General features: G+C 63.4%; 11 protein-coding genes. All 11 read right to left on the reverse strand.

Translation table 11 applies throughout. From position 1 onward, the window contains the following. Positions 1-103: 103 nt before the first annotated feature. The 11 genes from tagQ to tssJ all read right to left on the reverse strand — a co-directional run bounded on the left by tagQ (position 104) and on the right by tssJ (position 15,850). Positions 104-1,033, reverse strand: a complete 930-nt coding sequence (gene tagQ, locus MMG91_RS25955) for a type VI secretion system-associated lipoprotein TagQ (protein WP_310661122.1) — start codon at positions 1,031-1,033, stop codon at positions 104-106. A gap of 84 nt (positions 1,034-1,117) precedes the next feature. Beyond that, a complete protein-coding gene (locus MMG91_RS25960) occupies positions 1,118-2,815 on the reverse strand; it encodes an SUMF1/EgtB/PvdO family nonheme iron enzyme (RefSeq protein WP_310661138.1) in 1,698 nt (565 codons plus the stop codon). A gap of 37 nt (positions 2,816-2,852) precedes the next feature. Then, positions 2,853-4,049 (reverse strand): ABC transporter permease, encoded by a 1,197-nt coding sequence (locus tag MMG91_RS25965; RefSeq protein ID WP_310661123.1) that lies wholly within the window; start codon positions 4,047-4,049, stop codon positions 2,853-2,855. Beyond that, positions 4,049-4,765, reverse strand: coding sequence for an ABC transporter ATP-binding protein (locus MMG91_RS25970; protein WP_305447486.1), 717 nt, complete (start codon positions 4,763-4,765; stop codon positions 4,049-4,051). The genes MMG91_RS25965 and MMG91_RS25970 overlap by 1 nt, the downstream gene beginning before the upstream one ends. Next, positions 4,765-7,809: a serine/threonine-protein kinase gene (locus MMG91_RS25975; RefSeq protein ID WP_310661124.1), complete on the reverse strand. Its 3,045-nt coding sequence runs from the start codon at positions 7,807-7,809 to the stop codon at positions 4,765-4,767. Before MMG91_RS25975 ends, MMG91_RS25970 begins: the two co-directional genes overlap by 1 nt. Then, positions 7,806-8,537 (reverse strand): protein phosphatase 2C domain-containing protein, encoded by a 732-nt coding sequence (locus tag MMG91_RS25980; RefSeq protein WP_310661125.1) that lies wholly within the window; start codon positions 8,535-8,537, stop codon positions 7,806-7,808. Before MMG91_RS25980 ends, MMG91_RS25975 begins: the two co-directional genes overlap by 4 nt. Then, on the reverse strand, positions 8,538-9,188 hold the full coding sequence (tagF, locus tag MMG91_RS25985) for a type VI secretion system-associated protein TagF (RefSeq protein WP_305447491.1): 651 nt from the start codon (positions 9,186-9,188) through the stop codon (positions 8,538-8,540). Then, on the reverse strand, positions 9,185-12,685 hold the full coding sequence (tssM, locus tag MMG91_RS25990; RefSeq protein ID WP_310661126.1) for a type VI secretion system membrane subunit TssM: 3,501 nt from the start codon (positions 12,683-12,685) through the stop codon (positions 9,185-9,187). The genes tagF and tssM overlap by 4 nt, the downstream gene beginning before the upstream one ends. Beyond that, positions 12,682-13,980 carry a DotU family type VI secretion system protein gene (locus MMG91_RS25995; protein ID WP_310661127.1) on the reverse strand — a complete coding sequence of 433 codons (1,299 nt, stop codon included), beginning with the start codon at positions 13,978-13,980 and terminating at the stop codon, positions 12,682-12,684. Before MMG91_RS25995 ends, tssM begins: the two co-directional genes overlap by 4 nt. 6 nt (positions 13,981-13,986) lie before the next feature. After that, positions 13,987-15,321 carry a type VI secretion system baseplate subunit TssK gene (tssK, locus tag MMG91_RS26000; protein ID WP_305447495.1) on the reverse strand — a complete coding sequence of 445 codons (1,335 nt, stop codon included), beginning with the start codon at positions 15,319-15,321 and terminating at the stop codon, positions 13,987-13,989. 16 nt (positions 15,322-15,337) lie between these two features. Beyond that, positions 15,338-15,850: a type VI secretion system lipoprotein TssJ gene (gene tssJ, locus MMG91_RS26005; protein WP_310661128.1), complete on the reverse strand. Its 513-nt coding sequence runs from the start codon at positions 15,848-15,850 to the stop codon at positions 15,338-15,340. Positions 15,851-15,860: the final 10 nt, after the last annotated feature.

Here is a 15,860-nt window from a genome sequence, read left to right on the forward strand (position 1 = left end):
CATTGCCAGCGCAGGAGATGACGGCGCATAGCGCCAAGGCGTAGCCAGTACAGAGCATCCCCACGCATCAGGTGGGGATGCTCAAAGCCCTACAAAAACTCAATCAAACATTCGGGCAAGGCACCGGTGCCCAGTCGCCCAGGTCCGGGTTCTTGCACATGCTGTTGACCTGAGTGGTGCCGGCGCTAGCCACTTGCTTGCTTTCTGCCTGTTTGGCTTGTGCGGTCTGCAGGGTTTTCTCGGTGGTGACCGCTTCTTTCGGCACGGTTGGCAGCACCGGTTTTTTCGCCGGTTTCACGGCTTTTTTGCTCTTGGTCGGCGCCACGACTGGCGTGGTGTCGGCGGTTGCCACGGTGACCACGTCGGTGCGCTGCACACCTACTTGCTGCAGGTCTTTTTCGTAAGCCTGGGTGTAGTTGTTCAGGTCTTCGCTGGCTTTACCGTTAACCGCAACGATCAGGTCGTTGGACTCTTTGAGGCCAGAGACGATTTCTGCCAGGCGCTTGCGGCCTTCGGTGTCGTTAACGGTCTTGGCCTTGCGGTCGGCGACCAGTTTGGTGAACGCGTTCTGGTAGCACTGCTGCGACGTCTTGGCGTACGCGGTGCTGCGGTCGATCTCGGCGGCACTTTTGTTGACGTCGGAGGCATAGGACGCGATGCGCTGGTTGTCATCGGCGATCTGCTTCTGGCGCTCGGTGTAGTAGCCGGTCGCGCCGCCCGCCAGGGCACCGCCCGCTGCACCGATGGCGGCGTTGCGACCACGGTTCTCGGAATCGACCAAGGCGCCCAGCAGTGCACCGCCGACAGCGCCGATGGCCGCGCCGGTGACGACCGACTTGGTCATGTTCGAGTCAGTGGCACGCAAGTGCTGCACTGGCTCGTAGCAGTTTGGGTAGTACTCGACCTTGGTGCTCGAGGCGACCTTGGAGGTCGGCGACGTGGCGCAACCGGTCAGTACGGTACTGAAGCCGACAGCCATCAGCAACAAGTGACGCTTGGAAAGCGAAGCAAAAGGTTTACGGGAGGAAAGCATAGTTGTGTTCTCTTTTAAGTTTGACCAGCTCAGCACGGCCCACCGCCGCCTGAGTCCCTTCCAAGCTCGCTGTACAACGAACGATCAAGACCGCTGGGCGTTCGATGCGAGCAATTCCTTCAATATCGCCGCCGGGTTGGCTTGTCGTTGCTGACGATAATCACTGACATGGCGAACGAATAACGTTGCGCGCGTTACCAGGCTCTTGCCCAGTACCGGCTTGCGCTCCAACTCTTCCTTGATGCGTTGAAACTGCGCCTGGATCACGGCATCGGTGTAGCGCGTGCCGGTCGCCAGGTTGTCAATGTAGATCGCCACCGCGCCGTCCAGCGCGCTGCGGCCATTGTCGATGGCGGTAGCGAACAGCTTGGCGCTGGCCTCGTCCTTGGCGTCCAGGGCCTGCTGGCGACTCTTCTGCAAATTGGTCAGGCGAATGTTGTAGTTGTTGACGGTCTCGGCCACCAGGGCCGCCGACTGGATCAGGTTGCCGGCCGCTTCCTCGCGCTGCTGGGCGATGAGCGAGACGTTGCGCTTGAGCTCTTCGTTGACCAGCCCCAACTCGGCTTGCAGGCGCGGATCGACGCTGGCGGCAATGATGCTGTCCAGGCGTTTGGTCGGGTCCTGGGCGTCATCGATGGCATCGGTCAGCGAAGCCAGCCGACCTTCTTTCTGCCATTGGGCAAACAGTTCCTTGTAGCGCGAACGTGGCGCCGACAATGCGCCAATCGCGACCCGGAATCCGGTGGTTTCGTTGTTTTGCTCGGTGCCGTCGGCGGCGAACAGCGGGTACTCGCGACGCATCCCGGTGAACAATGTGCCCTCGCCTTCCAGGTAGTTGCCGCCCTTGACCACGAAGCCGCCGTAGGTGCCTTGGCGGCGTCCGGCATGCACGAGCTGGAAGGACTCCTGGACCATCTCGGCGGCGTTGCCGATCACGTCGAACAGGCCGATGGGGTTTGGCAGTTTGGTACCGATCGGCATCAGCCGCGCAGCCTGGCCGGTGCCACCGGCGACCTGATTGAAGACTGCCCAGTCCGCCAGTGGCCCGTCGCTTTCGCTGCCTTCCAGGCGCCGGGGAAATAGACGCCCTTCCAGGTCCTGACGGCTAATGGCCTGCCCGCCACGGGCAGCAAATTCCCATTCGACCTCGGTCGGCAAACGCACAAAACCCAGCCCGCCCTCTTCCGCCGAGGTGCCACGGCCGCTCACCGGCAGCAGGTCTTTGTGGTATTTCATCAGCCAGGCGCTATACACCGCCGAGAAGCGTTCGGCCTCGAATCGCGACAACTTCACCTTGGGCAAACGCCCGGCCATGCCTTGCGGCGCCTCGGCTTGCAATGCCTCGCAGGCCGGTGCCGGCTCGCCGCTGGCCAACGATTGCGCCTGGGCCATGACCTGGGCGTATTGGCGGGCGGTGACTTCGTATTTGCCGATGAAATAGAGCATCGGTTTGAGCGGGGTCTTGGCGTCCGTCTTGGGCATCAACGGCGTGATGGTTTTGCCCCAATCCTTGGGCAGATCCTTGAGGGTGAACTGGCCGTTGATAAAGTCCCGGCGGTAACCGGAGATGAACGACTGCTGATAACCGGCCTCGCCCTCGCTGAATGGATAGCCGAGGCTGATCTCGCGATCGTCCAGAGCGCCCTGCGCCAGGATGTAGACATAACGGAACACCATCTGCCCTTCGCACGGCAGCGGCAGGCTGACGTCGTCGGGCAACGGCTTGGGGTTGTTCTGTTTGTCGGTGCTTTCATCGGCACCCACCAGACTAGCCATGCCCATGCTGGCCAGGCTCAGCGCCACGGCGGCGCCCAGTAACTTATACATCTCGGATTCCTTCACACGCCTGGATACGCGCCACTCGCCAGCCACCACAGACTGCCGCCACGGCGCTGACGCCGAGCACGGCCGCCAGGGCCAACGCGTAGTGACGCGCCAGCAGATGGCTGGCGTACTCACCCGGCATCTGCGCAAATAAATGGTTTAAACCCGATTGCGCCAGGCCATACAGCCCGACACTCAACAGGGCGGCAAGACCGGCGCTGTACAGCGCCTGCACCACCACAAACAAAAGCAACGCTGCCGTGGAAAACCCCAGCAGGCGCAACACCGACAACGCTCGGCGCTTGCGCTCGACTGCCGCCAGCGCGCCGGCAAAAATCGCCGCGAACGCTCCCGCCAAGGCCAATCCGGCGATGATCCAGAACACGATCGACAGATTGCGGCTCAACGACTGCACCTGGGCGATGGTCTGGGCCTGAGTCGAGACCAGCAGATTCTGTGCAGCGAAGTACTGACGCAGCGGCTCGACATCCTTGAGGCTGCGGGCGTACAGACGAAACGCCGGATACACCCGCTGCTCCGTCACGCCCACCGCATCACCTGGCCAACCGAACGCTGGTACGGCGCGACCGTCCCGATAATCTTCAGCCGCTTCCAGTAACGCCAATGACGCGAACAATCCGTCCCGGGCGAAGGCTTCCAGCGGCAGAACGTGCAGCACCTGGACACGAGTGCGCTGCGCCTCGCCACGACCGGCCACCTGCCGGCCGAAACTGGCCTGCAGCCAATCACCGGTCTTGGCCCCGAGTTTTTCGGCGGCGGTCTGGCTGAGCAGCACCTGATCCAGCCCTTGGGGCACCGGTAGACTGCCGAGCAAGGGATCGTTGGCGGCGGTGGGGATCATTTCGACGGTCACCGTCGACGCGCCAGTGGTCAGATCCGCCGTCGCGGCAATCTGTCGGGTGCGCGGCAGGGCGAAAGCCACGTCGCCGCGCAGGCTCAATTGTTCGATAAACGCGGCACTGAACCGGCCGCCACCCAGGGGAATGATTTCCCGGGTGGCCGGGTCGTTTTCCAAGCGTTCGGTCAAACTGCTGATCAGGCCGAATTTCAAGCCGAACAGCACCAGCAGCGGTGCGACCACCGCCACCAGCGCCAGTACCGAACAAGCCGACAGCCACGCATCGTTGCGGTAATCCTGCCAGGCCAGGGATGCCACCAGCGCGCCGCGCATCAGCAAGCCTCCCCGAGGGTGGCGGTGACACCGCCATCGACGTCGCGATGACAACTGATGCGCCGCACCTGCAAACCGCTGGCGCGGGCCAGTGATTCATCGTGGGTGGCGATGACGCAGCACACGCCATGCTCGCGGGCCTGGCTCACCAGTAACTGCATCACGCGTTCCGCGTTCAGCGGATCGAGGGCGGCGGTCGGTTCATCGGCCAGCAGCAAATGTGGCCCATGGGCCAGGGCGCGGGCGCAACTCACCCGCTGTCGTTGGCCGACGGACAAATCACCCGGCTTTTTGCCCAGTTGATCAGCGATATCCAACGCCCCGGCCAGGCGATCCACACTGCCGTCGTCTTTCAAGCCGAGCAGTTTGCGCGACAGGTCGATGTTGCCGCGCACGTCCAGAAAATCCAGCAGGCCACCGGTTTGCAGCACGTAGCCCAAGTGCCGGCGGCGCAGGTCCGCCAAGGCACTTTGCGCATCTGTGCGCCACAGCCCGGTAATGTCCGTCCTGGTTTGGCCGGGCGCAAAATCAAACTGCCCGGCCTGATCCGGAGCCAGCACCAGCGCCAGCAAATCGAGCAACGTGCTTTTGCCGCAGCCACTGGGGCCGACCACCGCCAGTTGTTCACCGGCACGCAGTTGCAGCCGTGGAATCACCAGGCTGTAGCGCTGGCTGCCGACGCCGCGGTTTTTGTGCACTGCGTTCATGTTCAGCATCACGGCAGCGTCGACAATGGAACGCGGTACAAGGCATCACCCGGTTCGGCATCGCCGAAACGTACCCAGTTAGCCAGGTCGTTGTGGAAGGTTTCGTAGAGGCGGATCTTCGAATCCAGCTCGTCGATAAAGTCCTCCTGCTCGGCCACGCTCAGCGAAAGCCACAAATCCTGGGTCATGTTCAGCGACTTGCTGCGGTAGGGCAGCCCTTCCAGGTACTCACCCAGAACCCCGCCATCGGCCAGGTTGCCGCCCTTGCGCAAGGCCGAGGGATCGCGGCTCATGTAGGCACTGGCGCTGGCGATTTCCTGGAAGAAATTCTTCGGTGAGGTCTGTGTCTTGCGGGCCGCATCGACGATCAGTTTCAGCGATTGCTGCAAGTCGTTGAGCTGCAACTTGGTCAGCATCACGCACACCTGAAACGCCGGCAGTGCCGGGTTGGTCAGGTCGCGATCGGCGGTCCAGGCGCTGACCAGTTGCGGCGCCTGGCTGGCGGCTTTACGCCCCAGGAAATCCATGTGCATCGCGTAGCCGACGGCTGCCGATTTATCGCTCAGGCTCGGCGCGGCGCTCAGCAGCGGCACGGTTTGCGGCTTGTTGCCACGCACCTGATGCACCAGGTCGGCAAACACCGAACCGATCTCGTCCACCCGCTCACCGAACTTGCGCACATCGGCGCCCGGCACCGGAATGTACAGATCGCCAATCTGCGGGTTGGCGTCGGCGGTCAGGGTGCGATACTGGCTTTGCGCACCGCCATGGGTTTTCTTGCCGGCATCGCTGAGCAGGTGCAAGGCGTAAATCTTGATCTGCTTGCCCAGCGCGGCCTGGCGCACTTCGGCCTCGTTCATTTGCGTGGCGGCATACGGGTCGTTCTTGCGCAAGGCACCGGCATCGGTGACCAACAGAATCAAGCGCCCGCCATAGCCGGACCAGTCCATGCCCTCGACCGCTTCCATCACACCGGCAAACGCATCTTCGTTGAACGAATGGCTAGAGACCGTGGACGCCTTGACCTGCCGCGCCAGGTCCATGAAGCGCTGCGGGTCGCGGCCCTGTTCCAGGGTGATCAAGGTTTTGGCGACATATTCCAGGCCCGGGGTTTTCTGGGTGCTGCTTCGAAACCCCACCAGGCCGAAGCTGACACTGTCCTGCTCGCCCCGTTCGGCGATGCGGGTTTGCAGTTGATGTACTACGTCGCGAACCTGATCGATGTAGGGCTGCATGGACACCGTGGTGTCAACGACCAACACCACGGCGGTGCGGAACGCGTCGGCGTTAGCGGTAGTGATTGGCGTGTTGCTGGCAGCGGCCTTCGGAGCATCACCGGGATCGATGGACGCCACGTTCAGCAACTGCACCGACTGACCGTTCTCATCGAAGCTCTCGCGCGAATCGAAAATCGGCAACAGGTAAAACTGATTCTGCGGCACCGCACTGGCGGCCGGTTCCAGAGCCAGTACCTGCTGATTGTCTTCGCGATTCTGCTGGGCCTTGAGCAGCAGGTTTTTTGCCGACGACGGATCTGCCAGCAGCTTCTCCACATCACCGGGCTGACGCAGGAACATCACCGGCGCACGGCCGGAGCGTTCGGTGAATTTAAGTACCAGGCTTTGCTTCCAGTCACTGACTTGCGCGGCCGGCAACCAGCCGTCACTGCGCCCGTCGGTGGCGGCGCCGACACGCAGCCAAGGGCTGCCATCAACCTCTTTGCGCTGATAGACGTAAAGCACCGAGAACGCCGGCAAAGCCTTGTCAGGTGTGGCCCCCGGGTCGCTGGCGACTTTCGCCCCTGGCTTGCTGAGTACTCGCTGGAACAAGGTTTTTTTGCCGGCCATCAGCAGCGGCCGCTGACCGCCATCGACCTCCGTCACCACTGGGGGCTTTACGGGTGGCGCCTCGGTTAGCGGCGCACTGGTCGGCGGTGCTGAAACCACCGGCACCTTGGCCTCGGCTTCGACGTCACCGGACAGCCACCAATAACCCACGCCGCCCAAGGCCAGCGCCACGGCCACCGCGACGGCGGCGAGTGCGAACACCGGCCCCTTGCGCTGCTCCGAGGCTGGGGATTGCGGCGTCGGCTTCACAGTCGGCGGAACAGGATTGGGTCGCGGTTGTGGCTGCGCGGGGCCGGTCGGTATATCGATGGACACCGGCGTCAGTCCCGCCAGGTCATTGCTCACCGCAATCGGCGATACCGGAATTGGCAATGGCCGGATCGTGGTCGCGTCAACCGACTCCCGAGGCAGGTTATCCAGCGCCTGCAACAGCGCCGCTGCGTCCGGGAAACGGTCGGCCGGATCCTTGGCCAACAGCTTGCGCAGCACTTCTTGATAGCGACCGTGATGCACTGGCAGCTCGGGCAACGGTTCTGTCAAATGCGCCAGGGCCGTGGAGAGTGCGTCGTTGCCGGTATACGGCAATTTGCCGACGAGGATTTCGTAGAGCACCACGCCCAGGGCATAAAGATCGGCCCGGCCATCAATATCCTGGCCGCGCGCCTGTTCCGGGCTCATGTAGCTGGGAGTACCGACGGCGAAACCGGCCTGGGTGAACTGGGTGCGGTCGTCCATGGACTTGGCGATGCCGAAGTCCGAAAGCACTGCCGTGCCGTCGGCGCGAAACAGAATGTTCGCCGGTTTGACATCGCGATGAACCAGCCCCAGCCCATGGGCGTAGCCCAGGGCCGAGGCGATCTGACGGATATAGATCAGGCCCTGCTCCGGCGTCAGGCCGGCGGCGATGCGCTCCTTGAGCGTGCCGTTGGGCAGGAATTCCATGGCCATGTAATACAGCTCACCGACATGGCCGATGTCATGGATGGTGACCGTATGCGGGTGAGACAGGCGCGCCAGGGTTTTACCTTCGCGCAGGAAACGCTCGCAGAAACTCGGGTCGGCCGCCAGCGCGGCGGCCATGACCTTCAGCGCCACCTTGCGCTCCAGCGAGCGCTGGGTCGCCAGGTAAACGCTGGCCATGGCGCCTTCGCCGATCTCGCCGTCTATGTCATAGCCGGGGATCTGAATGTTCAGGGTGGAATTCATGACGGCACCTTCACGACGATGACGGTGATGTTGTCCGGAGCGCCGCGCATCAGACCCAAGGACACCAGGCTGCTGGCGATTTCCCCTGGCTCGTCGTGGCTCAGCACCCCGCGGATCTCATCGTCCTCGACGGTTTTGTTCAGACCATCGCTGCACAACAGGTAACTGTCGCCGGGCTTCAACAGCAACTCGACCATTGCCAGCTCCAGCTGTGCCTGGACGCCGATAGCGCGGGTGACAATATTGGACCGCGGGTGCACCCGGGCTTCGGCTTCGCTGAGCAGGCCGCTGTCCTGCAGATCCTGGACGTAACTGTGATCCCGCGAGATGCGCTTGAGCCGGCCGTCACGCAGGCGATACAAGCGGCTGTCACCCGCCCACAGGCACACCCCGCGCAAGTCACGCGCCGCCAGCACCACCACCGTGCTGCCCATCATGGTCACGCCGCGGTTGGCGGTTTCTTCACGCACGGCGGCGTTGACCCGAAGCAAGTCGGTTTTCAGCGCCGCGACGTATTCATCCAGCGAGCGGCCCACGGCAATGCTACGCAGGCTGTCGACAATCAGACTGCTGACATAGTCGCCCGCCGCGTGCCCGCCCATGCCATCGGCGACCACCCACAGGCCGTTTTCCGGCCGGTCCAGGCAAGCATCTTCGTTAACCTGGCGGACCATACCGACATGGCTCTTGCTTGCAGACTTGAACGTCTTTCCAACGCTTGGAGACATCTACACAACACCTTCTTGGCCGAGCAAAAATTGCGCAAAATCAGCGGCGGCCGGCAAACCCTGACACCGCAATAAACCGGGGGCGATACGCTCCGAACCCTGGCCCCACCACACACTGGCCCCTTCGCAGGCCTGTTCGGCAAGGGCCGTCATTCGCGCCTGCGGATCGGTGGCATCAAAGCGGTTCAGGCCGGCAAAACGGCTGCTTGGCGCACGTGGCAGGTACGCCGGGCTGCCCAGCATCTCCAGTCCTGCACCGAAGGCTTCGAAGCTCGCCTCCACGCTCAATGTGCTCAACATCAATTGCTCGACCTGTTCAAACCAGGCGTCCGAACCGCCCACCACCGACGCCGGGTCGGCATCGTGATCCAGCAGCACCGCAACGGTCAGCGGAAAATACCGGCCAACCCGATCGATGCTCGGCATCACCACCCCAACGGCGGCCTGTGGCCCACAGACACCGGGCCCGAGCATAAAACGCCACAGCGGACTGACCAGATAGGCATCCAGCCAACGGTCCCCGAGGCTCTGGCTGGCGAGCAAGCCCGCCGCCAGCCACGAATCCCAGGGGCCGATAAAACTCTGCGGCAAGCCACGACTGACAAAGTCCCCGCGACTGGCCAGCTTTCCATAGAAGCCCGGCGTGCTCATAAACGCTCCGGGAGGCTGAAACCGCTGAGCACACGGCTCTTGAACGGGTTAAAGGCACTGTTGGCCCGCAGCTCATAAGAGACGCTGGCGCCGTCGACCCGCAGCCGCAGATTGAAGCGATCCGGCGAGTTGCCGGCAGTCAGGTCCGATTGCTCCAGCAGGCGGAACCAGGCCCAGGGCCCGTCCAGGGTGATGCCCGAACGACCGCTGGCCGAAGGCGGCATGATCGAGATCCGCACCACACCGATGCTGCCGGGGTTGGGCCATTGCATGGAGGTGGGGCGGCTCGGGCCGTGGTCGTAGCTCAATTGCTGGCCATCAAGGTCGAGCAAGAACTGGGTAATCGTGGCGTCCATCGCCACGGGCTTGAGTTCGAAGCGCACCATCGGCTGGGTGCCGCCGGAACGGAAAAACGCATCCCGGATGGTCGCTGCCCGCTGGAAGGTTTGCAGCACGCCCGGGGCGATGCCGAGCTTCTGTGCGGCGCCCGGTTGCCAGCGCCAGGCCTGGGTCGAGGTATCCACGTACGGCTGCAGGTATTTGCGGAAGTAGTTGTCCATCACCCCGCCTACGCCGAAGAACTGGCCGAAGTCGTCCAGGGTCGCGTCCCGCGCACTGCCCGGCGACATCGGGTAACGCCCGGCCAGGGACTGGCGATAGATGTTTACCACTTCGCTGGTCCAGGCCGCGTTCAGTTGATTGCGTACCCCGCCCATCATGCTGTTGGTGGTGGAGTTGACCACCGACTTGACCAGGCCCTGCACCAGCGGCGGTTGACGTTCGGCGTTGAGGCTGACCCGTGTCGCGGCCGCTGCAGCCTGATTCTTGGCTTCACCAAGCAAGGCGTCGCCGCTGGCGCCGACCATGGCGCTGACCTGCACATACAGGGCATTCATGTCGGCCAGCAGGCCGTCGATGGCCGCCGGCTCGCCTTCGTTCTTGCTGACGATGCGGTTGAGTTCGGCAAAATGCGCGGTGATGGGATCGTCACTGGCCTCGGGTGTGTTTTGCGTCGCCTGCTCCTGGCCGAGCAAAGTGCCCAGGCGTTCCTTGAGCTTGTCGACCCCACCGTCCACCGGCGCACCCTTGGCGGCCAGCAGGCGTTCTTCCTGTTGCAGGTCGGTTTCCTTCGCCACCGCCACCAGCAGTTTTTTCAACGGCGAGGTCGGGCCGGAAATCACCCGCAGCACATCGGCGGCCTGGGCCACGCTGGTGATCGGCACGAAGTCGATATCCGCCAGCAAGGCGTCCCACTGACGCTGGAAATCCTGGAAATACAGGCGGCGCACGTCGGCGGCCAGGCTGGCGACGTTCTGTTGTTCTGCCTGATCGCGACCGAGCACCCACTGCTCCTCGGCCAGGGTACCGGTCTGGTTCAGGCTGGTGAGCAAAAACCCTTGGCGGTAACCCTTGGCCGTGAAGAAGCCGCTCAAGGGTTCGCCCAGCGGCTTGCCGCTCTTGCGGCTGAACACCAGCGCGGCATCACGCCCGGCCGCTTCGTTGAGACGAAAGTCCGGAATGCCGTCCGGCAGTTTCTGCCGCTTGACCCTGTCATAGACACGCTGGGCCACCGGCAGCTGTTGCAACTGGCGGCGCAGGTCGTCGATCAGGCGCGGGTCCAGACGTGCGGTGGGCGGATGGCGCTCGAACAGTGCCTGCAAGTGTTCCTCCAGGGCCAGACGCTGCTCGGCCGGCAAGTCGCGCGGCAGGCTGCGATCCCAGTCCAGGGCGATCCACGCCTTGATGAAGTCGGCATCGTAATGCTCGCTGTCGGCGAGCATCAGGTAGGCCTTCAAGCCTTCGTAAAGGAAATCCGAATTGCCGCCGCCTTGCAGCTGCTCTTCGATGCGTGTGAGCAAGCGTGGCGCAAAAACCGCAATCAGCAGCTTGCGATAAACGCTGCCGGACTCGGCTTCAAGCATGTCGCCCTGATACAGGCCCAGGCCTTCGGCCCAACTCGGTGCGTCATCGGCCAAATGCTTCACTGCGTTGAGCAACGGCAGTACTGCGAGCACATCCCGTTGTGCCGGGCTGAGGTTCTGCACGGCCTGGCCCAGGGGCGCGACTTTCTGATCGACTTGCGCGATATACGCCTGGTTGGCGCGGTAGCTGACCCACCACAAGGTCCCGACGACCAGCACCAGGGCCACGGTCGAGGCCAGCACGCCCCGGGCGATCCACTTGCGCCGACGTTCGACTTTCGGGTTGACGCCCACCAGTCCACGCTCGGCAAAGGCCACGGCGCTGAAGAGTTTTCCGATGAAGTAACTGCGCCCGGTGCCGTTCTGGCGCGCCAGGTGCTGGCGGTCCAGGTTCATGCTCTGGGCCATGGAACCGATCAGCCGGTCAATCGGGCTGCCTTCCTGGGTACCGCTGGTGAAATACACCCCACGCAACAACACACGCTCTTCAAAGGCGTTGGGTTTGAATACGCCCTCAAGGAAGCTTTGCAGGCAATCCTTCAACGCGCCGAACTGTTGCGGGAAGCCGTAGATCAGATCGCGCCGCGCCGGGTCGCGTTCCTGTTGTAAACGCTCCACCAAACGATCGTTGAGGCGCTGTTCCAGGGCGGTGAACTCGCTTTGCAGATGGGCCAGCGGGCTGTCATTGTTTTTACCGTCGTCCAGGGCAAATGTCATACCCCAGACCTGGGCCCGTTCTTCCTTGCTCAGGGTATCGAAATACTCCATGAACCCTGGCACCAGATCGAGCTTGGTCAGCATCAGGTAGATCGGGAAGCGCACGCCGAGTTGCGTGTACAGCTCCTGGATACGCAGGCGGATCGCGGCGGCATGGGCAGCGCGCTCGGCGTCGCTGCCCAGCAGCAGGTCGGAGAGGCTGATGGCGATAAACGCGCCGTCGATCGGACGCCGGGCCCGCTGTTTTTTCAACAGGCCGAGAAAACCCAGCCATGCTGCCTTGTCGACTGTCGCGTCGCTGTCCTGGGTGGTGTAGCGCCCGGCGGTGTCGAGCAACACGGCCTGGTCGGTAAACCACCAATCGCAATTGCGCGTGCCACCGACGCCGCGTACCGCCCCGGCGCCCAGCTGCGCCGCCAACGGAAAATGCAGCCCGGAATTGACCAGCGCCGTGGTCTTGCCCGAACCCGGCGGGCCGATGATCACGTACCACGGGAGCTCGTACAGGTTACGTCGCTCGTCACCGCCCAGCTTGGCCTTCTTCAACAGTGCCAAGGCTTCGTCCATGCGCTGGCGCAGGGTTTCGAGCTCTTCGGCAGTGGCGATGCTGGTCGGGTCCGGCGGAGTTTGCGCCGCCAGGCTGCGCATCACTTCGGCGGCCTGACGGCGAGCCTGGATGATGCGAAACAGCCGATAGGCGATCCACACCGCGAACACCAGAATGATCAGCGCCCAGCGCCGGCCTTCGGGCACCAGGAATTCGAGCAGCGGCCCGACAAACCAGATGATCAGGCTCAGGGCGATCAGCCCCAGCAACGGAATGACCCAGCGGATGATAAAACTGAAAAACGCCTTCACTCGACCCCCTCCGCCAACACTATGATTTCGACCCGACGATTGCGTGCGCGGCCCTCTGTTGTCGCGTTCGAGGCCAGCGGCTCGGTGTCGCTGCGACCTTCGGCGCTGAAGCGTTCGGGCTGGCCGGTTTTGGCCGAAAGGATTTGCAGCACCGAATTGGCCCGCGCCTCGGACAAGGCCCAATTCGATGGAAACCGCAAGGTGGCAATCGGGCGATTGTCACTGTGGCCGGTCACCCGGACCTGGCCCTTGACCTTGCGAACGGCATCGGCGATGCGCAGCATCAGCGGCTGAAAATTGTCGATGATGCTGGCGCTGCCCGAGGCGAACAGCTCATCGCCACGGATGGTCACCACTGAACGGTCAACGGCATCTTCCACGGCGATCCGACCGGCTTTGATTTCATCAGCGAGGAAGCCCGCCAGACGGGGACGCTCGATCAGTTTCGGTTGCACCACCGGACGGTCGATGGCCTGCACCGGGATCTCACCCAGCGCATGGATGTTTTTAAACACCGGCTCGGCATCGGCGGCCAGTTTCAAGCGCAGGCCGAACAGCAGTGCCAGCAGCAACGCCACGCCGATGGCCACGGCGATCCATGGCGGCATGAATTGCGCCAGCCGGTCGCGGGCTACGGTGACGCCGCGCCAATGGGGCGACAGTTCACGCTCATACTCGCCACGGGCGCTGCGGATGACCGCACTGGTGCGCTCACGCAAGGCTTCCAGTTGGCTGCGACCGTCGTTCATGACCCGATAACGCCCTTCGAAACCCAGGCACATGCACAGGTACAACAGCTCCAGCAAATACAAGCGTTCGCGGGGGCTTTGCAGGCAATGTTCCAACAACTGGAACACCTTCTCGCCGCCCCAGGCTTCGTTGTGCACGGTGATCAGCAAGCTCTGTTTGCCCCAGTCGCTGGCACCACCCCACGGCGTACTCAACACCGCTTCATCCAGGGCGGTGCACAAGGCGTAACGTGCCAGCAACACATCGTTGCGCACCACGCCGGCAGCCTCGGCGCGCTCCTCGAACTGGCGCAGGTAGGCCAGTAATTGCGCCCGCAGGCTCGCCGGCGCCGGGTGGGCAATGGTGTTGCGCAAGCGGGTCAGCAAAGCCAACAACGGGCCAGCGGCGCTCTCCAGGGGGTTGAGACCTTCGGCGTTGCCGATCAAAAGCGGCGCGGCCGGCATCGAAAGTGGCGCGGGCTGGGCACGGCCAGCCTCCGGGCGGATCGGGTCGGCGCCACGGCCACCGGGTGTCGGCATGAATTGGGTACGATCGTCGTTGCTCATTGCGGTTTATCCTCGAATCGCCCAGAAAGCCAGGTTCAGCCCCGGGAATTGCCCCGCGATGTAGAACGCAAAACCGCCGGAGTTGGCCAGTTGCTGCCAATGCTCGCTGCCCCGGTCCAGCTCGTAATAAGTGGAGCCGGCGTGATACGGGATCTGCCGTGGCGCCACCGGCAGCGGCAGCAGGCCAATGCCCGGTAATTGCAGGTTGACCAGGTTGCGGATGTGCTCCACCGAGCCGACCTTGCTCTGTTGGCCGAAGTGGCTGCGCAGGGTTTCGGCGGGTACGTCGGCGCGCACCACCAGGATGAAGCTGGCGCTGTCGAGCAGGGACTTGTCGGCCAGCATCGCCACATGGACGCCGTAGGCTTTTTCGACAATCGGAATCGGCGTGGCCTTGCTGTCGATCAGCATCGACAGCGCCTCACGCAGGGCTTGCATCACCGGGGCGAAACTCAGCGCCAAGTCATCGTGCTGGTACTGCGGGTATTCCTGGGGTCGCCGCCCGGAAGCGGTAAAGGTCGAGAACTCGCCGGCCAGACTCACCAGCTCGCTGTAGAACCGCTCGGGGTGCAACGGGCTCAACTGGCTCAAGTGCTGGATCAGCGGTTGGGCACGGTTGACCAGTTGCAGCAGCATGAAATCGGCAATCTCCGAGGCACCGCCGGCACCGGACGCCACCACCCGCCCGGCGAGGGCTTCGCCGCGCTGATGCAGCAGGCCCAGCAGTTCGCTGCGAAACGCGGCCAGGGGTTTGGAGGCGACCACATCCAGCAGCGGCGGGATGTAGGTGTCGTCGAGCACCAAGGCACGGTCGGCGCGCTTCTCCTTGATTCGTACCAGGCCGATGGCGGCGTAGTCGCTGATGCCATCCTGGGCCGTCAATAATCGCAGCGCTCTCGAACCCACAGCCACTGGCGCGCGGTTTTCGAATGGCGCGTTGTCGTCCCGCACTTCGCGCACCTGGCTCACGTAGCGCGCAGCGCCCAGGGTTTCGCCGTCATCAACGGTGTCACGTGCACCGGCGCGCTTGAGCGGCAAAGCCAGGTACACCAGACCATCGCGCAGGTTGTCGTCGATGTTCAGCGGGCTCGGTGCCAGGTCGTCCTGGGGAATGTTGAATGGCGTGCCGTCCGGCAACAGGCCCCGCGCCGAGATGATTGCCAGTTTGCCCTGGGCCAGCAGACCCTGGTCGATCAGCAATTCGGAGAAACCCCAGGCGCCGGCCGACAACGGGCGGCTCCGGGCGTCGATGAGGTTTTCCAGGTATCGGTCATGCTGCTGGAAGTGCTGCGTTCCAATGAACATGCCTTCCGACCAGACCACACGATTGTTCCAGGACATGGGGGGCTCCGAGTGCTTATTGGGCAGGGCTGGATGGGGAAACCACGACGGCGCTGCGCACGGCTCGCACGTCGAGGCTGATCTGGTATTCGGTGTATTGGCGCGGGGGGACATTCATCACTGCGCGCCACAACGACTGATCCAGCTCGCGATACCCCACCAGTACGCCGATATGGCGGGTGGCCGGGTCGAGGTCGCGCTGCAGGCTCAGCTGCTGGCCGGGCTGGATCAGCACTTCGTCCTGGTCGATCAGGTCTGCGCCGAGCGTCGCCTGGGCCCGTTCGGCCAGTGCGAAATAATCGGAACGGCCGAAGGTGGCGGCATTTTTCAATTCGAAAATACGCACCCGGACCGGGGCTGGCTGGCCAGTGGCGCCGGGGTTGAGCCCGGCAATGGCGTGAAAGTGCAACTCGACGGCGGCCGTGTCGGCCTCGGCCTCAACCCCTTCGGGCTGGGGTTTGGCCGCATCCTTGGCACATGCGGTCAGCAGAAGCGCGGTGGCGACTGCGAGTAAAAACCTGGGAGTCATCCTGCGTCCT

This window comes from Pseudomonas sp. JL3 (assembly GCF_031570575.1).
Classification (GTDB): domain Bacteria; phylum Pseudomonadota; class Gammaproteobacteria; order Pseudomonadales; family Pseudomonadaceae; genus Aquipseudomonas; species Aquipseudomonas cucumis.